At 67.5% G+C, this 23,802-nt stretch carries 20 protein-coding genes; 6 read left to right on the top strand and 14 right to left on the bottom strand.

The window, feature by feature from the left end:
- Nucleotides 1-50: 50 nt before the first annotated feature.
- Entirely contained in the window at nucleotides 51-1,058 is a 1,008-nt protein-coding gene (locus BLT81_RS12220; RefSeq protein ID WP_019194738.1) for a LacI family DNA-binding transcriptional regulator, read from the top strand.
- On the opposite strand, the gene BLT81_RS12215 is transcribed toward BLT81_RS12220, so the two are convergent.
- From BLT81_RS12215 to exaC, 6 genes are all read right to left on the bottom strand, one after another.
- Entirely contained in the window at nucleotides 1,055-1,453 is a 399-nt protein-coding gene (locus BLT81_RS12215) for a heat shock protein transcriptional repressor HspR (protein WP_019194739.1), read from the bottom strand. The genes BLT81_RS12220 and BLT81_RS12215 overlap by 4 nt on opposite strands.
- A 10-nt stretch (nucleotides 1,454-1,463) precedes the next feature.
- Nucleotides 1,464-2,651, bottom strand: coding sequence for a molecular chaperone DnaJ (gene dnaJ, locus BLT81_RS12210; protein ID WP_019194740.1), 1,188 nt, complete (start codon nucleotides 2,649-2,651; stop codon nucleotides 1,464-1,466).
- 155 nt (nucleotides 2,652-2,806) lie between these two features.
- Entirely contained in the window at nucleotides 2,807-3,457 is a 651-nt protein-coding gene (grpE, locus tag BLT81_RS12205; protein ID WP_019194741.1) for a nucleotide exchange factor GrpE, read from the bottom strand.
- Between the two features lie 12 nt (nucleotides 3,458-3,469).
- On the bottom strand, nucleotides 3,470-5,311 hold the full coding sequence (gene dnaK, locus BLT81_RS12200) for a molecular chaperone DnaK (protein WP_019194742.1): 1,842 nt from the start codon (nucleotides 5,309-5,311) through the stop codon (nucleotides 3,470-3,472).
- 265 nt (nucleotides 5,312-5,576) lie between these two features.
- Entirely contained in the window at nucleotides 5,577-6,398 is an 822-nt protein-coding gene (locus BLT81_RS12195; protein WP_019194743.1) for a hypothetical protein, read from the bottom strand.
- A gap of 69 nt (nucleotides 6,399-6,467) precedes the next feature.
- Entirely contained in the window at nucleotides 6,468-7,988 is a 1,521-nt protein-coding gene (gene exaC / locus BLT81_RS12190) for an acetaldehyde dehydrogenase ExaC (RefSeq protein ID WP_019194744.1), read from the bottom strand.
- A gap of 267 nt (nucleotides 7,989-8,255) precedes the next feature.
- On the opposite strand from exaC, the gene BLT81_RS12185 reads away from it, so the two are divergent.
- Together BLT81_RS12185 and BLT81_RS12180 are read left to right on the top strand one after the other, a co-directional pair.
- Entirely contained in the window at nucleotides 8,256-9,641 is a 1,386-nt protein-coding gene (locus tag BLT81_RS12185) for an AI-2E family transporter (protein ID WP_155860875.1), read from the top strand.
- A 54-nt stretch (nucleotides 9,642-9,695) separates the two neighbouring features.
- Nucleotides 9,696-10,220, top strand: a complete 525-nt coding sequence (locus BLT81_RS12180; protein ID WP_019194746.1) for a type 1 glutamine amidotransferase domain-containing protein — start codon at nucleotides 9,696-9,698, stop codon at nucleotides 10,218-10,220.
- 6 nt (nucleotides 10,221-10,226) lie between these two features.
- Here BLT81_RS12180 and BLT81_RS12175 read toward each other — a convergent pair whose 3' ends face one another.
- From BLT81_RS12175 to BLT81_RS12140, 8 genes are read right to left on the bottom strand one after another with little or no spacing between them, the layout of a single operon-like run.
- Nucleotides 10,227-10,784 (bottom strand): nucleosidase, encoded by a 558-nt coding sequence (locus BLT81_RS12175; protein WP_019194747.1) that lies wholly within the window; start codon nucleotides 10,782-10,784, stop codon nucleotides 10,227-10,229.
- A gap of 10 nt (nucleotides 10,785-10,794) precedes the next feature.
- Nucleotides 10,795-11,757 carry a sulfite exporter TauE/SafE family protein gene (locus BLT81_RS12170; protein ID WP_019194748.1) on the bottom strand — a complete coding sequence of 321 codons (963 nt, stop codon included), beginning with the start codon at nucleotides 11,755-11,757 and terminating at the stop codon, nucleotides 10,795-10,797.
- A gap of 3 nt (nucleotides 11,758-11,760) precedes the next feature.
- Complete coding sequence (locus BLT81_RS12165) at nucleotides 11,761-12,456, bottom strand: sirohydrochlorin chelatase (RefSeq protein WP_019194749.1); 696 nt, start codon at nucleotides 12,454-12,456, stop codon at nucleotides 11,761-11,763.
- Nucleotides 12,457-12,466: 10 nt separating this feature from the next.
- Entirely contained in the window at nucleotides 12,467-13,735 is a 1,269-nt protein-coding gene (locus BLT81_RS12160) for a sulfate adenylyltransferase subunit 1 (RefSeq protein ID WP_019194750.1), read from the bottom strand.
- The gene (gene cysD / locus BLT81_RS12155; protein WP_172812427.1) at nucleotides 13,735-14,643 is read right to left on the bottom strand and encodes a sulfate adenylyltransferase subunit CysD; all 909 of its coding nucleotides are present in this window, start codon (nucleotides 14,641-14,643) and stop codon (nucleotides 13,735-13,737) included. Before cysD ends, BLT81_RS12160 begins: the two co-directional genes overlap by 1 nt.
- Nucleotides 14,644-14,687: 44 nt before the next feature.
- Complete coding sequence (locus tag BLT81_RS12150; RefSeq protein WP_019194752.1) at nucleotides 14,688-15,464, bottom strand: phosphoadenylyl-sulfate reductase; 777 nt, start codon at nucleotides 15,462-15,464, stop codon at nucleotides 14,688-14,690.
- On the bottom strand, nucleotides 15,457-15,753 hold the full coding sequence (locus BLT81_RS12145; protein WP_019194753.1) for a hypothetical protein: 297 nt from the start codon (nucleotides 15,751-15,753) through the stop codon (nucleotides 15,457-15,459). Before BLT81_RS12145 ends, BLT81_RS12150 begins: the two co-directional genes overlap by 8 nt.
- Nucleotides 15,750-17,420: a nitrite/sulfite reductase gene (locus BLT81_RS12140; protein ID WP_019194754.1), complete on the bottom strand. Its 1,671-nt coding sequence runs from the start codon at nucleotides 17,418-17,420 to the stop codon at nucleotides 15,750-15,752. The genes BLT81_RS12145 and BLT81_RS12140 overlap by 4 nt, the downstream gene beginning before the upstream one ends.
- A gap of 296 nt (nucleotides 17,421-17,716) precedes the next feature.
- Between BLT81_RS12140 and BLT81_RS12135 the strand changes: the two genes are divergently transcribed.
- From BLT81_RS12135 to BLT81_RS12120, 3 genes are all read left to right on the top strand, one after another.
- Nucleotides 17,717-19,066, top strand: a complete 1,350-nt coding sequence (locus tag BLT81_RS12135; protein WP_019194755.1) for an FAD-dependent oxidoreductase — start codon at nucleotides 17,717-17,719, stop codon at nucleotides 19,064-19,066.
- Between the two features lie 932 nt (nucleotides 19,067-19,998).
- Nucleotides 19,999-21,714, top strand: coding sequence for an ABC transporter ATP-binding protein (locus BLT81_RS12125; protein WP_019194756.1), 1,716 nt, complete (start codon nucleotides 19,999-20,001; stop codon nucleotides 21,712-21,714).
- On the top strand, nucleotides 21,711-23,654 hold the full coding sequence (locus BLT81_RS12120) for an ABC transporter ATP-binding protein (protein WP_155860864.1): 1,944 nt from the start codon (nucleotides 21,711-21,713) through the stop codon (nucleotides 23,652-23,654). The genes BLT81_RS12125 and BLT81_RS12120 overlap by 4 nt, the downstream gene beginning before the upstream one ends.
- Nucleotides 23,655-23,802: the final 148 nt, after the last annotated feature.

Genomic DNA, 23,802 nt, shown 5'->3' with positions numbered 1-23,802 from the left:
TTCCACACATATACTCTCTTCGTGGACCCCTTCCGTTCAAGGAACTATTCATGACCCATAAACGCCCCACCATTCTTGACGTCGCCCGCGCCGCCGGCGTTTCCAAGTCCACGGTCTCGCGGGTCATTCAGAAGGACCCGCGGGTCTCGGACCACGCGCAGAACGCCGTACGGGCGGCGATGCGCGAGCTCAACTACGTCCCCGTAGCCGCGGCCCAAGATCTCCGCATGACCGATACGAAGAGCATCGGCCTGTTACTGCGCAACATTGATACTCCGATTTATTCGCGGCTGAACTACCACCTGCACAAATACTTCCGGTCCCATGGCTATGCCGTGGTGCAGGAGACGACCGTCGGAAAGCATCCCGTCAGCGACGAAGCCGACCAGCTCGCCCATATCCGCGGGCTGCGCGTCAGCGGGATTGTCGTGGCCTCTGGCACCATCCCTTCGGAGGCGCTGGTGTCGCACGCTTCGCAGGTCCCTCTCATCGTGGTCGGGCGCCCCGAGACGGACCCGAGCCTGCACAACATCGCCTACGACCAGCACACGAATGGTCGACTGAGCATTGACCACCTGTATGAGCGCGGCCACCGCTCGATCATCGTCCAGACAGTGTCGGCGGAGGCCTCTCTCGGCAGCGCGGTCCGCGCAACGGCGGCCGTCGAGCGCGCCCGCGAGCTGGGCATGAACGTCACCGAGGTCGACGTCACGGGCGGGGTGGATTACGACGACCTCATCAACCGCGTCATCCGTGCCGGTAACGCCACAGCCGTGTGCTGCCTCTACGACCGGCTCGCGCTGAAGCTCTGGGCGCAGTTCGAGGCGAACGGCCTGCGCATCCCGGAGGACATCTCCCTCATTGGCTCGGACGGGGTGATGGACGGGCTGAGCTTCATCGGCCTGTCCACTCTGCGCCAGCCCGTGGAGAAGGTCTCGGAGCTCACCGTCAACGCGATGATGCGCTTCATCCGCGAGGGCGAGCCGGAGGAGCCGCTGCGCCTGCTCCTTCCGGGCTGGATCCTGCCCGGGCGGACCGTCGCAACGCTGCCCGCCTAGCGGGCTTTGCGACGCCTCTGGTACGCCGGCTCCCACGCGACAAGCGCGGTCGAGCGCGGGACGTGGACGAGCTCCCCGCCCCGGCGCGCCCCGGCGCTGAGGCGGTCGCGCAGCTCGTCGTTTTGGGCCCGCTGCTCGTCCAGTTCGGTCTGCAGCTGCTCAATCTGGGTGCTCAGCTCGATGATCGTCTTGATCCCGGCGAGGTTGACCCCCTCCTCCTGGGACAGGTGCTGGATGCGGCGCAGCATCGTGATGTCGCGCCGCGAATAGCGCCTGCCGCCACCGGAGGTGCGGGCCGGGGTGACCAAGCCCAGCCGATCGTAGGTGCGCAGCGTCTGAGCGTGCATGCCCGTCAGCTCGGCGGCGACGGAGATGACGTAGTACTCCTCAGCCATCGCTCACCACCTACTGTGCTCCGGCCCACCCGGCGCGCGGGTCGAAGCCGGAGTCCTTCTCGGCCTGGGCGTAGGCGCGCAACGCGCTCGTCGCGGACGCGTCTAGGGTCGTGGGCACCGCCACCTCGACGGTGACCAGCAGGTCGCCCGCGGCGCCGGAGCGCGTGGGCACGCCGCGGCCCTTGACCCGCAGCGTCCGCCCGTTCGGGGTGCCCGCGGGCACTTTCACCCGCACCTTGCTGTCCAGGGTGGGCACCGTCACCGTGCCGCCGAGCGCGAGCTCGCCGAAGCTGACGGGGACGGTGACTTCGAGGTCGTCGCCCGAGCGGGTGAACACCGGGTCGGGGCGCACGTGGACGCTGACGAAGAGGTCGCCGGCCGGCGTCCCGTTCGGGCCCGCCTCGCCCTGGCCCGCGAGGCGGACCTTCTGGCCGTCGACGACCCCCGCCGGGATGCGCACCGTGATCGAGCGGGTGCGCCGCACCGTTCCGGTGCCGCCGCAGGTGGCGCAGGGGTCCTCCACGAAGGTGCCCGTCCCGTCGCACTGCGAGCAGGGGCGCGCCATACCGAAGGTGCCGTTGTTCTCGCGGATGAATCCGGAGCCGTTGCACAGGTCGCACGTGGTGGTGCGGCCCGACTTCGAGCCCGAGCCGTGGCACACGGTGCAGGGCGCGTCGCCGGTGAGTTCGAGCGGGATCGTCGTGCCCTTCGCGGCCTCGCGGAAGTCGAGGGTTATGTCCGTTTCGACGTCCGCCCCCCGCGACGGCCGAGCGTTCCGGCCAGAACCGCCGCCGCGGTTAAAGAAGCCACCGAGGAAATCACCAAAGCCGCCGTCTGAATTTTGTCCGCCAGAGGCGCCCCCGAAGATGTCGGAGAAGTCGAAGTCGCTCTGCGGCGAGCGAAACCCGCCGGTAAAGCCCGGGCCCCCTCCCCCTCCGAAGCGGCCGAAGCCCCCGGAGTTCATCATGGATTTGAGCTCGTCGTACTCCTTGCGCTTGCTCTCGTCGCCGAGCACGTCGTAGGCCTCGGCAACGCGCTTGAACTTTTCCTCGGCAGCTTTATTGCCGGGGTTGGAGTCCGGATGGTTTTCGCGCGCGAGCTTGCGGTAGGCCTTCTTGATGTCCGCGGCGCTCGCCGTGGAGGAGACACCAAGGTCGCCGTAATAGTCCTTGTTTGCCCATTCCTGCTGCATGGCCATCTGCTTCACCCCTCCTTCCGCGTCGGGCGTGTTGTTATCTGCATCCTAATTTCCGTTCGCTGGTCGTATCACTAAAAAGCGCCGGGGAAAGACCGGCCCCGGCGGTGGGACGTGGCGCGGTCTCTCCCCGGCGCAGCAGCCTCGCGGAGCGCGGGCTAGCTGTCGGTGTCAGGGTCGGCGATGATCACCATCGCGTTGCGCACCAGGCGATCGCCCACCCGGTAGCCCTTGCGCAGGACGGTGCCCACCACCTTGGTGTCGCCTGTGGACAGGTCCTGCACGGCCTCGTGCACTTCGGGGTCGAAGGGGTCGCCCTCCGCGCCGAAGGCGGTCAGGCTTTGGCCCTCAACGAGGGCGCGGAACTTGTCCGCGAACGCCTTGAGCGGCCCCTCGGCGAGGTCGCCGTGCTGCTCGGCGAGCTCGAGGTCGTCGAGAAGCGGGAGCAGCTGCGTGAGCACGGAGGCCTTCGCCTGGTCGGCCACCTGGGCGCGTTCGCGCTCGGTGCGGCGCCGGTAGTTGGTGTACTCGGCGCTCAGGCGCTGCAGGTCCTCAGTGCGCTCGGCGAGCTGCATCTCGGCGTCGCTGACCATGCCGTCGCCGTCGGCGTCGGCGTCAGTCTCCTCGGAGACCACGTCGCCGAGGTCCTCCTCAGCCGCGACCGAGAGGGGATCCTCGTCGGCCTCGAGGGCTTCGGTCTCGGCGGCCTCGTCCGCCAGGGATTCCGCCTGGTCGGGCGAGACGTACTGCTCGTCGTTGTTCTCCGGCGCCCCCGGATCGGTGGGCATCTGCGGGTTCGGGTTCGACATCGGCGGGCCTCCTTACTTGTTGTCGGAGTCGGTGGTGTCGTCGTCCTCGACGACCTCGGCGTCGACCACGTTGTCGTCCCCGGACGGGGCGTCAGCCTGGGTGGCGCCGGAGTTGGCCTCGGCCTCGTAGAGGGCCTTGCCCAGCTCCTGGGACTCGGTGGTCAGCTTCTCGACGGCAGACTTGATCGCGTCCAGGTCTTCACCCTTGAGCGCCTCGTCCACCGCGTCGGCCGCTTCGCCCACGCGGGTCTTCAGGTCCTCCGGCAGCTTGTCGGAGTTCTCGTCCATGAACTTGCGCGTCTGGTAGGCCATCGACTCCGCGTTGTTGCGGGTCTCCTGCTCCTCGCGGCGCTTGCGGTCCTCGTCGGCGTGCTGCTCCGCGTCCTTGATCATGCGGTCGATCTCCTCCTGGGACAGGCCGGAGCCCTCCTGGATCTTGATCGTGTTCTCCTTGCCGGTGGCCTTGTCCTTCGCGGAGACGGAGACGATGCCGTTGGCGTCGATGTCGAAGGTGACCTCGATCTGCGGCACGCCGCGCGGCGCGGGGGCGATGCCCGCCAGCTCGAAGGAGCCGAGCAGCTTGTTGGCGGACGCCATCTCGCGCTCGCCCTGGAACACCTGGATCTGCACGGAGGGCTGGTTGTCCTCGGCGGTGGTGAAGGTCTCGGAGCGCTTCGTCGGGATGGTCGTGTTGCGCTCGATGAGCTTCGTCATCACTCCGCCCTTGGTTTCGATGCCGAGGGAGAGCGGGGTGACGTCGAGAAGCAGCACGTCCTTGACGTCGCCGCGCAGCACGCCGGCCTGGAGGGCGGCGCCGAGGGCGACCACCTCGTCCGGGTTGACGCCCTTGTTCGGCTCCTTGCCGGTGAGCTCCTTGACAAGGTCGCTCACGGCGGGCATACGGGTGGAGCCGCCGACGAGGACGACCTGGTTGATGTCGCTGACGGAGAGGCCGGCGTCCTTGATCACCTGGTGGAACGGCGCCTTCGTGCGGTCGAGCAGGTCCGAGGTGATCTTCTGGAACTCGGTGCGCGTCAGGGTCTCGTCGAGGAAGAGCGGGTTCTTCTCAGCGTCGACCGTGATGTACGGCAGGTTGATGGAGGCCTGCTGCGCGGAGGAGAGCTCGATCTTCGCTTTCTCTGCCGCCTCGCGCAGGCGCTGCAGGGCCATCTTGTCCTTGGTCAGGTCGATGCCGTTCTGCGCCTTGAACTTATCCGCCAGCCAGTCGACGATGCGCTGGTCCCAGTCGTCGCCGCCGAGCTCGTTGTCGCCAGCGGTGGCGAGCACCTCGACGACGCCGTCGCCGATCTCCAGCAGGGACACGTCGAAGGTGCCGCCGCCGAGGTCGAAGACGAGGATGGTCTGCTCCGTGTCGGCCTTCTCCAGGCCGTAGGCGAGCGCTGCGGCTGTCGGCTCGTTGACGATGCGCAGGACGTTCAGGCCCGCGATCTGGCCGGCCTCCTTGGTGGCCTGGCGCTGCGCGTCCTCGAAGTAGGCGGGGACGGTAATGACGGCGTCGGTGACTTCGTCGCCGAGGTAAGCCTCCGCGTCGCGCTTGAGCTTCATCAACGTGCGCGCCGAGATCTCCTGCGGGGTGTACTTCTTGCCGTCGATGTCCACGGTCCAGTCCTCGCCCATGTGGCGCTTGACGGAGCGGATGGTGCGGTCGACGTTGGTGACGGCCTGGTTCTTCGCCGACTGGCCGACGAGCACCTCGCCGTTCTTGGCAAACGCGACGACGGACGGGGTCGTGCGGGAGCCCTCCGCGTTCGCGATGACCACGGGGTCGCCGCCCTCGAGGACGGAGACGACGGAGTTCGTCGTACCCAGGTCAATACCTACTGCACGTGCCATGTGTGATTCCTCCTGTTGACGGTTTGTCGACGGCCTGCCGGCCGCCCTTCTTTATTGACGTTGATTGCCCGTGGCTCAACTTCCGGCGACCAGTGTACACCCGGTGCCGAAGACCTTGAGTCCGTCGCACTCAATGCCTACAACGGCACGCCGACAAAAGTTGTTCCCACCCGGCTCAACTTTTTTCCGCGAAACGCCCTGACCTGCCCTTACGCGCAAAAAACCGCCCCACCCCACAACGGGGTGAAGGCGGCCACGGCTCGCACTAACTCGAGAGCCTGATCGGCGGCTGCGCCGAGAGCTGATCAACCAAGGGCCGCAGCGCGAAGCCGATGCCCACGAGCGCGAGCAACCCCGCCACCAATCCGGCGATACCGATGCCCGCCGCCTGGCTCGAGGTCAGCGCGCTGCCCGGCAGGATGGTGCCGGAGGAGTTCTGGCGGTTCGCGCAGGCCTCGAAAAGCTTGCCGTAGCTCAGGATCGGGGCGCCGAACTCGGGCGCGTGGGCTGTCGCCGCGGCCAGGATGCGGTCGCGCAGCTCGCGGGTGTCGCCGCCGAGCAGGAGGCCGCCGGCCACGCCGCCGATGGCGCTGCCGAGGTCCACGCCGTACGTCACGCCGCCCTTCTCGGCCGCGACCTCGGGCGTCATCGTGATGGTCCGCTCGGTCACCACAGGCTTCTTCGAGGCGTTGAGGAAGCCGACCATCTGCCAGTACTTGTCCTTCTCGTCGCCGAGGGCGAGCCTGGTTTGCGCGTTGGAGATGCGCAGGTCGGCCGGGATCGGGAGGTCGGCGGCGCTCTTCACGTCGTCGCGTGTGCCGTACTCCCACACGATCTGGGCGTCGCCCTTGGCCTCCTGGCCGGCGTACGTCCCGGTGAAGCTGTCGCGGGTCTGCTCCGCGAGGCGCACAAACAACGCCTTGTACGCGCCGTTGACGCGCTCCTGGTCCTTGTCGGTGAAGGTGATGGTGCAGGTATCCGTGTCTTTGTTGTACACCGTCTCGTGCGCCTGCGCCTGGGGCGCCGCGAGACCGGAGAAAACGAGGGAAGCCGCGACAACGGGTGCGGCGAGGCGGGTCAGCGTCACGCTATGTCCTTTCCTAGCAGAAACATGTGACTGAACTGTAACCCGCCGCCGAGGCCTTCGTCCCCGTTTTTAGAAAAGTCCCGTCTCTTTCTCCGCGTAGGAGACGAGCAGGTTCTTCGTCTCCTGGTAGTGGCTGAGCATCATGAGGTGGTTCTCGCGGCCCAGGCCGGACTGCTTGTACCCGCCGAAGGCGGCGTGCGCGGGGTAGCTGTGGTACTGGTTCACCCACACGCGCCCGGCCTTGATGGCGCGCCCGGCGCGGTAGGCGGTGGTGCCGTTGCGCGACCACACGCCCGCGCCGAGGCCGTAGATGGTGTCGTTGGCGATGCGGATGGCCTCGTCGAAGTCCGTGAAGGTGGCCACGGAGAGCACGGGGCCGAAGATCTCCTCCTGGAAGATGCGCATGTCGTTGGTGCCCTTGAACACGGTCGGCTCGATGAAGTAGCCGCCGTCGAGGCCTTCGATGGTGTTCACGCCGCCTCCGGTCAGGGTCTGCGCGCCCTCCTGCGGGCCGAGCTCGAGGTAGCTGGTGATCTTGTCCATCTGCTCCTGGGAGGCTTGGGCGCCCATCATGACCTCGGTGTCGAGGGGGTTGCCCACCTTGATCTTCTTCACACGCTCGACGCCGAGGGCGAGGAACTCGTCCGCGATGGACTCGTGGACCAGCGCGCGCGAGGGGCAGGTGCACACCTCGCCCTGGTTGAGGGCGAACATGGCGAAGCCCTCGATCGCCTTGGCGCGGAAGTCGTCGTCCTTGTCTAGGATGTCCTCGAAGAAGATCGAGGGGGACTTGCCGCCCAGCTCGAGGGTGACGGGGATGATCTTGTCGGCGGTGGCCTTGTTGATGATCTTGCCCACCTCGGTCGAACCCGTGAAGGCCACCTTGGCCACTCGGTCGGAACCGGAGAGCGCGGCGCCGGCCTCGTCGCCGTAGCCGTTGACGATGTTGAGCACCCCCGGCGGGATGAGATCGGCGATGAGCTCGACGAGGTAGAGGATGGAGGCGGGGGTCTGCTCCGCCGGCTTGAGCACGATGGCGTTGCCCGCCGCGAGCGCGGGGGCGAGCTTCCAGGCGGCCATGAGGATGGGGAAGTTCCAGGGGATGATCTGGCCGACGACGCCAAGCGGCTCGTTGAAGTGGTAGGCGACCGTATCCTCGTCGATCTGCGAGAGGCGGCCCTCCTGCGCGCGGATCGCCCCGGCGAAGTAGCGGAAGTGGTCGGCGGCCAGCGGGATGTCCGCGGCGAGGGTTTCCCGGACGGGCTTGCCGTTCTCCCAGGTCTCGACGACGGCGAGCTCTTCGAGGTGCTCCTCGATGCGGTCGGCGATGCGCAGGAGCATGAGCGCGCGTTCCGCGGGCGGAGTCGCCCCGAAGGCGGGGGCGGCCGCGTGGGCGGCGTCGAGAGCCTTCTCGATGTCCTCCGCCGTGCCGCGAGCGACCTGGCAGTAGACCTCTCCCGTGACCGGAGTGACGTTGTCGAAGTACTCGCCTCCGACCGGCGCGACCCACTCGCCGCCGATGAAGTTGTCGTAGCGCTTCTTGAAGTTCGCTTTCGAGCCCTCGGTTCCGGGCGCAGCGTACACAGTCATGGGAATTCTCCTTTCCTCACCAAAACCTATGACAGTGATCTAAGTTACATTAGGATGCAGCCGGGCGCTACCACTCAGAGCCCCGCCCTGTGCCCAGCCCTCCAGGTTCTGGCAAGATAAGGCACCGTGAATACGAAGGATGAGAAGGCCACCCCCTCCCCACAGGAGCGTGACGGCTCAAAAACCAAGAACCAGCACGCAAAGAGCCAGCCGAAGGACGTTAACGACTTCGTCGGCGCCCTCGACACGCAGGTCGAAGAGACGGAGATGTTCCCCACCCCGGCGGACGCGGCGATGCGCCTGTCCGGCCAGGAGATCGACCGCGGCGACGTCATCGCCGCCGACGGGCGGAACGCCGCCGCGTGGGCGCTGCGCTTCATCGTCATCATCGCCGCGCTCGCGCTGCTGTTCTACCTGCTGCGCTACGTGTGGTTCGGCCTGCTGCCGGTGCTGCTCGGCCTCATCGTGTGCACCGTGCTGTGGCCGCCAGTCCGCGCGCTGCGCAAGGTTGGGCTGCCCGCCGCTCTGGCCGTGATCATCGTCATCCTCGCGGCCTTCGGCATCCTCGCCGCCGTCATCGCGGCCATGGCCCCGATCGTGCAACGCCAGGGCGGCGAGCTCGTGGCTCAAGCCCAGCAGGGCATTAACCAAATCGCCCGCTTCGTCGAAAAGAACGTGGACTTCGTCGAGGGCGGCCAGATCCAGGAGGGCTTGAATCAACTCAGGAGTTTCATCAGCAACCAGGCCTCGACGATCGCCTCCGGCGTCTTTAGTGGCCTCGGCGCGGTGGCCAGCATCGGCACCACCCTCGTGCTCACGCTGATCCTCACCTTCTTCTTCCTCAAAGACGGCGACCGCTTCCTGCCCTTCCTGCGCAAGTACGCGGGCGTGCGCACCGGCTGGCACCTCACTGAGGTACTCATGCGCTCGTGGAACACCCTGTCGGGCTTCATCCGCACCCAGGCGATCGTCTCGGCGGTCGACGCCTTCTTCATCGGCGTCGGGCTTATCTTCCTCGGCGTGCCCCTGTGGCCGGTGCTCGCCGTGCTCACCTTCTTCGCCGGCTTCATCCCCATCATCGGTGCCTTCACCGCGGGCGCCCTGTCCGTGATCGTCGCCCTCGTCTCCAACGGCTTTACCAACGCGATCCTGGTGCTCATCCTCGTCGTCGCCGTCCAACAGATCGAGGGCAACGTGCTGCAGCCGGTTCTGCAGTCCCGCGCCATGGGCCTGCACGCTGCGGTGGTGCTGCTCGCCGTGGCTCTGGGCGGCACGCTCTTCGGCATCGTCGGCGCCTTCCTCGCCGTCCCGGTCGCCGCCGTCGCCGCCGTTTTCCTCGGCTACTGGTCCGAGATGGTCTCGCTCCGCGCGGGCCATATCACCCCGGACGACATCAAGATAGTCACCCAGCAAAGCCAGACGATGGACTCGAAGGAAGCCTTCCTGGCCATCCGCAAGCGCATGCGGTCCATCGGCCGCAGCCGCGGCCTGGCCCCCAGTTCCGCGAACTCGGACGGGGTGGGATCGACACGTGTTCCCGACTCGAAGGAGAACCCGTCGAAGCAGTACGACAGGGAGATTCCTGGCAACCACCAGGCCGTCGAGGAGCGCCCGGAGGCCGAGAAGGACGACGAAAGGATGCGTGGCGACTAATCTTTTGCCTAACGTGGGTACCGGAACTGATCGCAACGACAGAAAGGTACACACATGTCTGACTTGAACGGCACGAAGATTGCCATCATCGCCACCAACGGCTTCGAAGACTCCGAGCTGACCTCCCCGAAGGAGGCAGCGGAGGCCGCGGGGGCAACCACCGAGGTCATCTCCACCGAGACCGGGGAGATTACAGGAAAGAACGGCACGGCCGTGCGTGTCGACGTCACCACGGCCGACGCCAAGGCCGACGACTACGCCGGGCTCATCCTTCCCGGCGGCACGGGCAACGCCGACGCGATCCGCCTTGACTCCGACGCGGTCGCTCTGGTGAAGGCGCTGCGCGAGGCCCACCGCCCCGTGGCCGTCATCTGCCACGGCGGCTGGATTCTCGCCGACGCCGACGTGATTCAGGGCGTCACGCTCACGTCCTTCCCCTCCCTGAAGACGGACCTGAGCAACGCGGGCGCCACGTGGGTGGACGAGGAGGTCGTGGTCGACCAGGGCTTCATCTCTTCCCGCACGCCGGACGACCTCCCGGCGTTTAACAAGGCGTTCGTGGAGGAGTTCGCCAAGTAGGGCGGGCTACAGCCGCGCGAGCGCGCCGTGCAGGTCCTCCGCGGCCGCGGCGAGCGCCTCGGGCCACGAGACGTCCGAGGACTCGTCCGCGTTGTCGGAGACCTGCTTGAGCATGGTCAGCGGCACCCCGAACTCGCCGCACACCGCGGCGAGCGCGTACCCTTCCATGTCCACGAGGTCGCTCTCGCGCGCCAGCTCCGCGCGCAGGGCGGAGTCGTTGACGAAAGTATCGCCCGTTGCCAACCGCGCCTGCGGCAGGTCGCTCACGGGCTCGAGCGCAATCCGGCGCGGGTAGACAAAGTCGGTCAGCCCCGGAACCTCGAGCGCCTTGTGGTCGTGCTTGACCACGCTTGAAATCTCGTACACGCCGGCCGCGACGTCGCTAAGCGCGCCGGCGGTGCCGACGTTGACCACGCGCTCCGGCGCGGGCCCCGCCGCGAGCCGCCGGCTCAGCCGGACGGCGGCGGGGATCGTGCCGATGCCGGTGACCAGCACCTCGTGGTCGGTGCGGGCGGCGATGACAGCGGCCTCTTCGTTCATGGCCGCGACGATAAGAATGCTCATGCGCCCCAGGCTAGCGGTGCGCGTCGGCGTTCTCGGACAGGTCGAGGGCCGTGCTGCCGCTACCGCTGCTGTTACCTTCCTTCTCGGCCGCCGCGCGCGAGTTCTCCCGCACCTTCAGCCACGCGTTGATGGCCAGGGCCACGCCGCCGACCAGCACCACAACCTGCACGATCAGGCGGAGTGTATCGTCCACCTCGAGCGAGCGGAGCACGGTGCGCAGGTTGAGCGTGAGGATGAGCGTGCCCACGAGGCCGCCGAGCAGGACCGGGTTGAGTCGGGTGACCAGCCACGCAGCCAGCGGGGCGGCGACGACGCCGCCGACGAGCAGCGCGACGACGGCCGCGAGGTTGTCCACCAGGTCCTGCCACATCCCGAGGACGAAGCCGGCGGTGGCCGCCGCGGTAACAAAGAACTCGGCGGTGTTGACGGTGCCCACCACGCGGCGCGGCTCGTTGCGGCCCGCGGTGAGAAGAGTGGTGGTGGTCACCGGGCCCCACCCGCCGCCACCGGTGGCGTCGATGAAGCCGCCGAAGAGCCCAAGCCCGCCGAGGAAGGGCTTCGAGTGCTGCTTGTACTCAGGACGGCGGCGCTGGTTGAGGCGGATGGAGAAGCGCCAGATCAGCACACCACCGAGTACGGCGAGGATGGCGGACATGATCGGCTGCGCGGCCTCGGTGGACAGGTTGGACAGCACGGTCGCGCCCGCGAAGGCGCCGATGGCGCCGGGGATGGCGAGGGGTGCGACGAGCTTCCAATTCACGTTGCCGAAGCGCCAGTGGCTCAGTCCGGAGACGAACGTGGTGCCCAGCTCGGCGGTGTGCACCACGGCGGAGGCCTGGGCGGGGCCGAGGCCAGCGAGGAAGACGAGGAAGGTGGTGGAGGTGACGCCGAAGCCCATGCCGAGCCCGCCGTCGACAAGCTGGCCCGCCAGGCCGGCCAGCGCGATGAGGAGGAGAGTGACCCAACCGTTCATGATTTACACCTTTGCGTGTGAGGAAGGATGCGCCGCGCGGTAGCGGGCGGCGACGATGGGTGAAAGGTCCGCGCCGAGCGGTGCGGAGGTGGTGCCGGGCCACATTCGGAAGACCCGGTCCAGCAGCAGCCCTTCGGTGACGAAGAGCGGCAGCAGGTGGGCGCTAGCGCTGGCGACCTCGGCCACGCCGGAGCTGCCGACGCGCTCGCCGTAGCCAGTCGCGGGGACGGTGGTCACGGGGGTGCCAGCCTGCTTTTCGACGCCCACCCCGAGCGCCACCGTCTTCTGAGCGGCCTTCTCGTTGGACGTCCCCACCGGGTACAGCACGATGCGAGAGGCGTGCGGGGCGTCGCGGCGGACGCGGGCGGCGAGCAACTCGGCGATGTCTTCCCCCTGCCCCAGGCCCTCGGCGGCGACGAGCTCGACGCCGCTCGCCTCGCGCGCCGCGTCGAGTGCAGCGGGCACGTCGACGGTGGCGTGGAAGGCGCGGGTGAACAGCAGCGGCACGACGACGGCCCGGGTGTGGCCCGCGGCGGCGAGCTGGCGGGCCGCGCCGGTGAGGTCCGGGGTGTCGAACTCAAGGTGGGCGGCAACGGCGGTGACGCCGAGCTCGCGCCCGGCGGCCCGGGTGAGCTCGTCGATGCCAGCACTCGCCCGCGGGTGCCGCGAGCCGTGCGAAAGGGTGATCAGCGCGTCCATGGCGTGGTCCTTACCGCAGGCGCGTTCCCACAAAGCCGGCGGCGAGGGTGGCGCCGGAGGCGTTGTCGATGAGCAGGAAGTTGCCCACCGCGCCGCGCGCGGCGTAGTTCTCGGCGGGGACGTCCCGGGCGGTCTGGATGGTCACGTGGGCGATGTCGTTGAGGCCGACAGCCTCCGGGTTGTCCACGTCCCCCGCGGGGGAATCGATGTCCACGAGGCGGTCGATGCTGGTCACGCGGGCGCGCACGAGGGCGGCGCCGTAGCGCAGCTTGACGGTCGCGCCGGCCGCGATGTTCTTCTCCGTGAGGCCGACGACGGTGGCCGCGAACTCGCGCACCGTCTCGGGGGTGTCGCCGCCGGCGATGAGGTCGCCGCGGGCGAGGTCGATGTCGTCGGCGAGGCGCAGCGCCACCGACTCCCCCGCCACCGCGGAGTCCTGGGTGCCGTCGGCGGTGTCGATGTGCGTCACCGTCGTGGTGCGGCCGGAGGCGCTCACGGTCTCGCCCACCGCGACGCGGCCGGCGGTGACGCGCCCGGCGTAGCCGCGGTAGTCGCTCGCGTGTTCGCGCAGCACGTACTGGATCGGGAAACGGAAGTCGAGGTCGAGGGCGCGGCCGGACTGGACGGGGATCTCCTCCAGAAGGTCGAGCACGGTCGGTCCCTCGTACCAGTCCATGTTCGTGGAGCGCTCGGCGACGTTGTCGCCGCGCAGCGCCGAGATGGGCACCACGTGGGGGTCGGAAATACCCAGCTCGGCGGCTTTGGACTCGAACTCGGCGCGGATGGTGTCGAAGACGTCGTGGGAGTAGTCGACGAGGTCGATCTTGTTCACGGCCAGGATGACCGTCTTCACGCCGAGCAGGGCGGCGACGTTGAGGTGGCGCACGGTTTGCTCGACGACGCCGTGGCGGGCGTCGACAAGCAGCACGACGACCTGGGAGGTGGACATGCCGGTGACCGTGTTGCGGGTGTACTGCACGTGGCCCGGGGTGTCGGCGAGGATGAAGGTGCGCTTGTCGGTGGCGAAGTAGCGGTAGGCGACGTCGATCGTGATGCCTTGTTCGCGCTCGGCGCGCAGGCCGTCGACAAGCAAGCTCAGGTCGAGGCCCTCGAAGCCGCGGTCGGCCGAGGTGCGTTCGACGCTGGCGAGCTGGTCGGCGAGGACCGACTTGGTGTCGTGCAGCAGGCGGCCGACGAAGGTGGACTTGCCGTCGTCGACGGAGCCGGCGGTGCACAGGCGCAGGGTCTGGCGCTGCGACAAAACAGTGGAGACGGTCATCAGAAGTAGCCCTCCTTCTTGCGGTCCTCCATCGAAGACTCGCTGAGCCGGTCGTCGGCGCGGGTCGCGCCGCGCTCGGTCAGGGTGGAGTTGGCGATCTCGGCGAGGACCTCGTCGATCGTCGTCGCCTCGGAGTCGACCGCGCCGGTGCAGGACATGTCGCCCACGGTGCGGTAGCGCACGCGGCGCACCTCGAGGGTCTCGTCCTCGCGCGGGCCTCCCCACGCGCCCGCCGTCAGCCACATGCCGTCGCGGTTGAACACCTCGCGGTCGTGCGCGAAGTAGATGTCGGGCAGCGTGATGGCGCGGGCGCCGATGTACTCCCAGACGTCGGCCTCCGTCCAGTTGGAGATGGGAAAGACGCGGATGTTCTCGCCGGGCAGCTTCTCGCCGTTGTAGAGGTCCCACAGCTCGGGGCGCTGGCGGCGCGGGTCCCAGCCGCCGAAGGAGTCGCGCACCGAGAAGACGCGCTCCTTCGCGCGGGCCCGCTCCTCGTCGCGGCGGGCGCCGCCGAGCACGGCGTCGTAGCCGACCTCGGCGATGGTGTCCACCAGCGGCACGGTCTGCAGCGGGTTGCGGGTGCCGTCGGGGCGCTCCACCAGGTCGCCGCGGTCGATCCAATCCTGGACCTTGGCGACGCGCAGGCGCACGCCGTACTCCTCGACCACGCGGTCGCGGAACTCGATCACCTCCGGGAAGTTGTGCCCGGTGTCCACGTGGAGGAGCTCGAGCGGCATGGCGGCCGGGAAGAAGGCGCGCCGCGCCAGCTCCAGCACCACGCACGAGTCTTTGCCGCCGGAAAACAGCAGCCCGATCTTGTCAAACTGCCCGGCCACCTCGCGCAGGATGTGGATGGACTCGTCTTCGAGTTCCTTCAAGTGCGGCGAAAGCGCGTTCGTCTGTGTGATAGTCACTGTCCTAAGTTCTTTCTCGGTGTCCGTCTCTACAGCCTTTACCCGTGCAGGCCGCACTCGGTCTTGTCGGAGAAGGCCCAGCGCCCGGCGCGCGGGTCCTCCCCCTCCGCCACCGGCAGCGTGCAGGTTGCGCAGCCGATGGAGGGGTAGCCCTGCTGGGTGAGCGGGTGGACGATGAGGTCGTGGTCAGCGACGTAGGTGTCCGTGTCCTCGAGCGACCACGTCACCAGCGGGGAGATCTTCAGCCGGCCGGTGGCGTCCAGCGACAGCGCGGGGGCCTCGGCGCGGGTCGGGCCGTCGGCGCGGCGCAGGCCGGTGACCCAGCCGACGTAGGGGGACAGCGCCGCGGCCAGCGGCTCCACCTTGCGCATGCGGCAGCAGGCGGTCGGGTTGGAGCGGTACAGCGCGGGGCCGTAGACCTTATCCTGCTCGGTGCGCGACAGGATGGCCTTCGCCCGCACGAGGCGGTGCGCCGGGTAGCGCCTTTCCACCTTTTCGGCCACGTCCATCGTCTCCGGGAAGTGGTACTCGGTGTCGAGGAAGAGGAAGTCCGCGCGCGGCAGGTGCGCCTCCGCCAGCTCCGCGAGCACGGTGTTTTCCATCGACAGGGTGATAACGACGTCGCCCGGGGCGTGCTCGTGAGCCCACGCGAGGATCTCCTCGGCGGGAGCGTTGTAGAGCTCGTCGGCGTAGGCGTCCACGAGCTCGCGGTTCTTCTCCGCCACGTCCTCGGGCAGCGGCTGCGTCGTGCGGGGGCCCTCGGGGGAGACCTCCGGGTCACGGAAGTTCCCGGCCCCTCCCAGCATGTTAAGCATGATGATCTACCTTTCTTTGGCTCCCACCAGTGTCGCTGAAACCCGCGAGCGCCGCATCGTGGCCGTGGCGCGCGAGCGATGCTTGCAGCGCCTCCTCGGTCGACGGCGCCGCCGCGTGGGTGGAGGTGGGGTCGTCCTGGCCGTAGAACTTCACGTCGAACACGCGCAGGCACTCGCCGCACTTCCAGGCGAAGTCCGTTTCCTCGTTGGGGTAGAGCTCCTCGCCCGCGCAGTAGGGGCAGTACGTGGGGAAGTTGCGGTTCGGGTTGGGCGCGCGGCGAAGGCTCACTTCAGCTTCTCCTCGTCTGCGCGCTGCAGCCAGGCGCGGAAGATCTCGCCGTCCTTACGGTCGTCGAGGTAGTTGCCGACGACGCGGGTGACGTACTCGGTCAGCTCGTCGGAGCGCACCTTGTGGCCGCGCAGCTTGCGCCCGAAGTTCGCGCCCTCGCCGATGGTGCCGCCGAGGTGGACCTGGAAGCCTTCGACCTTCTCGCCGTCGGGCCCGGGCACCATCTGGCCCTTGAGCCCGATGTCGGAGACATGGTGGCGCGCGCACGCGTTGGGGCAGCCGTTGAGCGAGATCGAGATCGGCGAGTCGAGGTCGCCGAAGCGCTCCTCGAGCTCGTCGGCAAGCTCGATGGCGCGGGACTTGGTGGTCACGTGCGCGAGCTTGCAGTACTCCAGCCCGGTGCACGACAGCAGCCCACGGCGAAACTCGGAGGGCGCGGAGTACAGGCCCATCTCTTCCAGGTCCGCCCGCAGCTTATCGACGTCCTCTTCGGCGACATCGAGGAACAGCAGCTCCTTGAAGGGGGTAAAGCGCAGCTGGGTCAGCCCGTAGGATTCGGCCAGGTCCGCCACGGCGAGCAGCTGCTCGCCCGACATGTGGCCGAGGGTGGGCTTGACGCCGATGTAGAAGTTGCCGTCCTTTTGCTCGTGGACGCCGATGTGGTCGCGGTCGACGAGGTTGCTGGGCGCCCGGGGGCCGTCGGGAAGCGCGTAGCCCAGGTAGTCCTGCTCCAGGATCTCGCGGAACTTTGCGACGCCCCACTCGGCGACGAGGAACTTCAGGCGGGCGCGGTTGCGCAGGCGGCGGTAGCCGTAATCGCGGAAGACGCGCACGACGTTGGCCCATACCTCGGGCACCTGCTCGAGGGTGACAAAGGCGCCGAGGGACTGCGCGAGCATCGGGTTGGTGGACAGCCCGCCGCCGACGTAGCACTCGAAGCCGGGGCCGAGCTCGGGGTGCTCGACGCCGATGAAGGCGATGTCGTTGATCTCGTGGACGACGTCCTGGCGGGCGTTGCCGGAGATGGCGGACTTGAACTTGCGCGGCAGGTTCTGGAACTCGTCGTGGGTGACAATCTCGTGGATCTTCTGGATCGCCGGCGTGGCGTCGATGATCTCGTCCTTGGCAATGCCCGCCACCGGCGAGCCGAGCACGACGCGCGGCACGTCGCCGCAAGCGTCCCACGTGTTCAGGCCCACGGACTCCAGCTTGTCCCAGATCGCCGGGACGTCCTCGATGGCGACCCAGTGCAGCTGGATGTTCTGGCGGTCGGTGAGGTCCACGGTGGAGCGCGCCCAGTCGCGGGAGATCTCGCCGACGGCGCGGGCCTGCTCGGTGGTGCACTGCCCGCCGTCGAAGCGGATGCGCATCATGAAGTACGTGTCCTGCAGGACCGAGTTGTCCTGCCCGGTGTACTCGCCGCCGAGGTTCTGCTTGCGCTGGGTGTAGATGCCCAGCCACTTGAAGCGAGGCGCCAGGTCCTCCGCGGGGATGGAATCGAAGCCCTGCTTGGAGTAGATGTCGATGACGCGCTGCTTCACCTGCATCACCGGCTCGACCTGCTTGAGCTCTTCGTCGTGGTTGAGCGGGTCTGTGCCGTCGATAAGCCACTGGCCCTCGGGCTTCTTCGCCCGCGCCCGCGTGTGTGCTGTCTGTGCCGCCGACATAGCTGCTCCTTGTCCTGTGGTTCAGGAATGAACCGATAGGTCTAGTTTTTCTCGCCCTGAGGCAACATCGGCACAGCATGCCATACTGCTTGGTCTGTAACAACAGGCACACCGCCCATACCGCGTTTGAGCTGGTTGTTCGCGCGTGAATTTAATAACCCCTTCAGCGCGTGACAGACAGAGTGGAACGCGCCGTCGTGACAACGCGCGGGCCCCGGGTAATTTTTCAGACTGCTCTGTCTATGAGGTACTATGGTCGAATTAGACCCCAGCACCCTGCGAAAGGACCATCACACATGAGTCTGCGCGTTGCAGTCATCGGCGCCGGCCCCGCCGGTATTTACGCCTCCGACCTGCTCATCCGCAACGAGGACTACGACGTTCACGTCGACCTGTTCGAGCAGATGCCCGCCCCCTTCGGCCTGATCCGCTACGGCGTCGCGCCGGACCACCCGCGCATCAAGGGCATCGTCAACTCGCTGCACCGCGTCCTGGACAAGCCCGAGCTGCGCCTCCTGGGCAACATCGAGGTGGGCAAGGACATCACCATCGACGAGCTGCGCCAGTACTACGACGCCATCGTGATCTCCACCGGCGCGGTGCGCGACCGCGAGCTGCTCCTGCCGGGCGGCGACGCCTCCATCGGCGCCGGCGAGTTCGTCGGCTTCTACGACGGCAACCCCCGCTTCGATCGCTCCTGGAACCTCGAGGCCCGCGAGGTCGCCGTCATCGGCGTGGGCAACGTCGCCCTCGACATCTCCCGCGTCCTGGCCAAGACCGGCGACGAGCTGCTGGTCACCGAGATCCCAGACAACGTCTACGAGTCGCTGAAGAACAACAAGGCCGAGGTCGTCCACATGTTCGGCCGCCGCGGCCCCGCCCAGGCGAAGTTCACGCCGAAGGAGCTGCGCGAGCTCGACGAGTCCGACACGATCCAGGTGCTCGTCGACCCGGAGGACATCGACTACGACGCGCAGTCCGAGGAGGTGCGCCGCGCCGACAAGTCCGTCGACCTTGTCTGCCAGGTACTCGAGCAGTACGCCATCCGCGAGCCTGACGACGCCCCGCACAAGATCCACATCCACTTCTTCGAAGAGCCCGTCGAGGTGCTGCGCGACGGCGACGCCATCGTCGGCCTGCGCACCGAACGCCAGGAGCTCGACGGCGAGGGAGGCATCCGCGGCACCGGGCAGTTCACCGACTGGCCGGTCCAGCAGGTCTACCACGCCATCGGCTACCGCTCCGAGCCCGTCGAGGGCGTGCCCTTCGACCTGGAGCGCAACGTCATCCCCAACGACGGCGGCCACGTCATGGAAGGCTCCACGTTCGCCGACTCCCTCTACGTCACCGGCTGGATCAAGCGCGGCCCCGTCGGCCTCATCGGCAACACCAAGTCGGACGCGAAGGAAACCACCGACATGCTCTTCGCCGACGCCGCGGCCGGCACGCTGAACACCCCCACCCACTCCGACCCTGACGCCATCCTCGACCTGCTCACCGAGCGTGGCATCGAGTACACCACGTGGGAAGGCTGGTACGAGCTGGACAAGGCGGAGCGCACCCTCGGCGAGTCCTGCTCCATCCATCCGCGCGAGCGCAAGAAGATCGTCGAGTGGGAGGAGATGGTGCGCCACGCGCACGCCTAAGTGCTCGTGGTCAGCGGCGGCTGAGGTCGACTAGGCACGGTCTCTGGTCGACTTCAAGGATTCCCGGGATACCAAAGGGCTTACATACGCTGAGGTCGACTAGGCACAGTCTCTGGTCGACCTCAAGGATTTCTCGGGACGCGAAGGGCTCACACACGCTGTGGTCGACCAGGCACAGTCTCTGGTCGACCTCAAGGATTTCTCGGGCACAAAACCCCAGGTCGCAACGGGCCCACACACGCTGAGGTCGACCAGGCACAGTCTCTGGTCGACCTCAAGGATTTCCGGGGCACAAAACCCCAGGTCACGATGGGCTCATACAGGCTGAGGTCGACTAGGCACGGCCCCCGGTCGACCTCAAGGATTTCCGGGACACAAAACTCCAGGTCGCAAAAACCCCAAACACGCTGAGGTCGACCAGGCACGGTCCCCGGTCGACCTCAAGGATTTCCGGGACACAAAACCCCAGGTCGCACATCGCCCAAACACGCTGACGTCGACCAGGCACGGTCCCCGGTCGACCTCAAGGATTCCCGGGGCGCAAAACCCCAGGTCGCGAAGGGCTCAAATACGCTGAGGTCGACTAGGCCCCACACCCCGGTCGACCTCAAGGATTTCTCGGGCACAAAACCCCAGGTCGCAACGGGCCCACACACGCTGACGTCGACTAGGCACGGTCCCCGGTCGACCTCAAGGATTTCCGGGGCACAAAACCCCAGGTCGCAACGGGCCCACACACGCTGACGTCGACTAGGCACGCCCCCCGGTCGACCTCAACGAAAACCAACGCACAAAACCCCAGGTCGCAAAGACCCCAAACACCCTGAGGTCGACCACACTCCCCGAAACCCCACCAAGGGCACGCAACGCCCGGAGGCCGAATAGATTACGCTGAACGGGTCATCTCAACAGTCGTAGGAAAGGCGGTCGCCGTGGACTTTGTCAAGACCCTGGCCTGGGCGGCCACACCCTACAGCGGCCACATCGTGGCGGCGGTGGCGTTGCAGGTTGTGACCGTGCTGGCCACGCTGTATCTCCCGGACCTCAACGCGCAGATCATCGACGAAGGCATCACCCAGGCTGATATCCCTTATATCTGGCGCGTCGGTGGCGTCATGCTCGTCGTCGCTCTCGTTCAGGGCCTCGCGGCGATCGGCGCCGTGTGGTTCAGCGCGCGCACCGCCATGGGCACCGGGCGCGCTATCCGCCGCGCCGTCTATAGCCGCGTCAACGGCTTTAACGCGGAGGACCTCGCCCGCTTTGGCACCCCCACCCTGATCACCCGCGGCACGAACGACGTGCAGCAGATCCAGATGACGTTTCTGCTCTTCCTGGCCCTCATGGTGCCAGCGCCCATCATGGGGGTGGGCGGCGTGGTCATGGCGTTGCGCCAGGGCGCGGGGCTGTCGTGGATCATCGCCATCGCCATCGCGGTGCTCTTCGCCGTCGCCGGCGTGCTCGTCGCGGTGCTGATGCCCATGTTCACGGCGATGCAGGCCCGCCTCGACGCGATCAACGGGGTGCTCCGCGAGCAAATCGCGGGAGTGCGTGTGGTGCGCGCCTTCGTGCGCGAGGAGCACGAGAGCGAGCGCTTCACCGACGCCAACAGGGCGATCACGCGCGTGTCGTTGAACATCGGCCGCGTCTTCGTGCTGCTTTTCCCGCTGATCATGCTCATCCTCGATTCCGCCATCGCGGCGGTCGTGTGGTTCGGCGGGCAGCGCGTGGGCCAGGGCGAGATGGAGGTCGGGGCGCTCACGGCGTTCATCCAGTACATCATGCAGATCCTGGTCGCGTTCGTCATGGGCACGTTCATGGTGATGATGCTCCCGCGCGCCCTCGTGTGCGCGCGCCGCGTCCGGGAGGTGCTGCTCTACGAGTCGGTCGCCCAGCAGCGCCCGCGCACCGCGCGCCCCGCCACCAACGAGGGCGTGGTGGAGTTCCGTGGGGTGTCCTACAGCTACCCGGGCGCGGAGGAGCCGGTGCTCCACAACATCTCGTTCACCGCCCGCCCCGGCACCACCACCGCTCTGATCGGCTCGACGGGCGCGGGCAAGTCCACGCTGGTCTCCCTCCTTCCGCGGCTGCGGGAGGCCACGAGTGGGCACGTGCTTATCGACGCCACAGATGTCACCGCCCTCGACCGCAGCGACCTGGTCCAGCGCGTGTCCATGGTGCCCCAGAAGCCGTACCTGTTCTCGGGCACCGTGGCCTCCAACCTGCGCATGGGCAACCCGGACGCCACGGACGCCGAGCTGTGGGAGGCGCTCGGCACCGCGCAGGCCGACTTCGTCGAGAACCTCGACATGCCTATCTCCCAGGGCGGCACGAACGTCTCAGGCGGCCAGCGCCAACGCCTGTGCATCGCGCGGATGCTGGTGGCGCGGCCGAAGGTGTACATCTTCGACGACTCCTTCTCGGCGCTCGACGCCATCACGGACGCGAAGGTGCGCGAGGCGATGCAGGCCTACACCCGGGACGCGACGGTGCTGGTGGTGGCGCAGCGTGTGGCGTCGATAAGCAATGCCGACCAGATCCTCGTGCTCGAGGCGGGCAGGATCGTCGCGCGGGGCACGCACGACGAGCTGCTGGACAGCAGCAGCACGTACCGGGAAATCGTGGCGTCGCAGCAGGAGGTGAGCGCATGAGTGAGCCGATGACCGACGAGCAGCTCGCGGACTACGAGGAGCGCATGGCCGGCGACGAGTGGGGCGGCAAGGCGCCGCGCCAGGCCAAGCGCTTCTGGCCGTCCGCGATGCGGCTGCTGCGGCTGCTGGAACCCTACAAGGTGAGCCTCGCGTTCGTCTTTCTTATGAACGCCGCCTCGGTCGTGCTGGCCGTCTACGCGCCGCGCGTTCTGGGGTTTGCCATGGACGTCATCTTCAGCGGCGTGGTCTCCCAGCAGATCCCGGCGGGGGTGAGCGAGGAGGAGGCCATCGCGGGCCTTCGCGAAAGCGGGCAGGACCGCTTCGCGGACATGGCGGAGGCGATGGACCTGCGCCCCGGCGAGGGCATCGACGTCGACCGGCTGCGCGCGCTCGTGGTCACGCTGCTGCTGCTGTACCTGGCGTCGAGCGTGCTCATGTGGGCCCAAGGGGCGATCCTCAACCGCATCACCATGGCCACGGTCTACCGGCTGCGCCAGGACGTCGAGCGGAAGCTCAACCACCTGCCGCTGAACTACTTTGACACGCGCCAACGCGGCGACGTCATGTCGCGCACGACCAACGACGTGGACAACGTCCAGCAGGCACTGCAGGAGACGCTCTCCCAGCTGTTCAATGCCGCGCTCATGCTCGTGGGCATCATCGGCATGATGTTCTGGATTTCGTGGCAGCTCGCCCTCATCGTCTTGCTGTCTATCCCGCTCACGGCCGTCGTCATTGCCGTGGTGGGCACGCGCAGCCAGCGCCAGTTCACCGCGCAGTGGCGCTCCACCGGCGACCTCAACGGCCACGTCGAAGAGTCCTTCAGCGGCCACGAGGTCGCCCTCATCTTCGGCCGCACCGAGGCGCTGCGCGAGGACTTCGACGAGAAGAACACCTCGCTTTTCGACGCCGCATCGAAAGCCCAATTCCTCGCGAACTCCATGCTCCCCATCATGCAGTTCATCTCGTACCTGTCGTACGTGCTCATCGCCGTCTTCGGCGGACTGCGCGTCGCCTCCGGCGCCCTGACCCTCGGCGACGCCACCGCGTTTATCCAGTACTCGCGCCAGTTCAACCAGCCCCTCGGCGAGCTCGCCGGCATGGCGCAGATGCTCCAGTCCGGCGTGGCCTCCGCCGAGCGCATCTTCGAGTTCCTCGACGCAGAGGAGGAACCCGCCGACACCGCCACCGCCGCGCCCCCCGCGGTGCGCGGCGACGTCCAGTTCCGCGACGTCGCGTTCTCGTACACCGACGACCCGCTCATCCAAGACCTCACCTTGCACGTTCGCCCCGGCCAGACCGCCGCCATCGTCGGCCCCACCGGGGCGGGCAAGACCACCCTGGTCAACCTGATCATGCGCTTCTACGACGTCGACTCCGGCTCGATCCTTATCGACGGCACCGACATCCGCGACATGCCGCGCGCCGGCCTCCGCTCGAACATCGGCATGGTGCTCCAGGACGCGGTGCTCTTCGAGGGCACAATCATGGACAACATCCGCTACGGCCGCCTCGACGCCACCGACGAGGAGGTCCTCGAAGCCGCGAAGGCGACCTACGTGGACCGCTTCGTGCGCTCCCTGCCGGAGGGCTACGACACCGTGGTGGACCAGGACGGCGGCTCCATCTCCGCCGGCGAGCGCCAGCTAATCACCATCGCCCGCGCCTTCCTCGCGCGCCCCGCCGTGCTCATCCTCGACGAGGCGACGTCCTCCGTGGACACGCGCACCGAGGTGCTCGTACAGAAGGCGATGAACGCGCTGCGCTCCCAGCGCACCAGCTTCGTCATCGCGCACCGCCTCTCCACTATCCGCGACGCGGACCTCATCCTGGTCATGCAATCCGGCCGCATCGTGGAACAGGGCACGCACGCCGAGCTCCTGGAACGGCGGGGCACCTACTACCAGCTGAACCAGTCCCAGTTCGCCGGGGAGAACTGAGCGGAACGGGAGTTCTGGTCACCGCATGCGCCACATTCAGTTAATCCCTGATTAATTCATGCGGAATTTTTCCGTCATTGCTGGTCATATTCCACACCGTGCATTGCCGCAAGCTGTGAGATTTCATAGAATCAGCCCTGCCATGCCC

It is taken from the genome of Corynebacterium timonense (assembly GCF_900105305.1).
GTDB classification, from domain to species: domain Bacteria; phylum Actinomycetota; class Actinomycetes; order Mycobacteriales; family Mycobacteriaceae; genus Corynebacterium; species Corynebacterium timonense.
The sequence above is the reverse complement of the archived record's forward strand: the minus strand, read 5'-3'. Positions and strand labels throughout refer to the sequence as shown.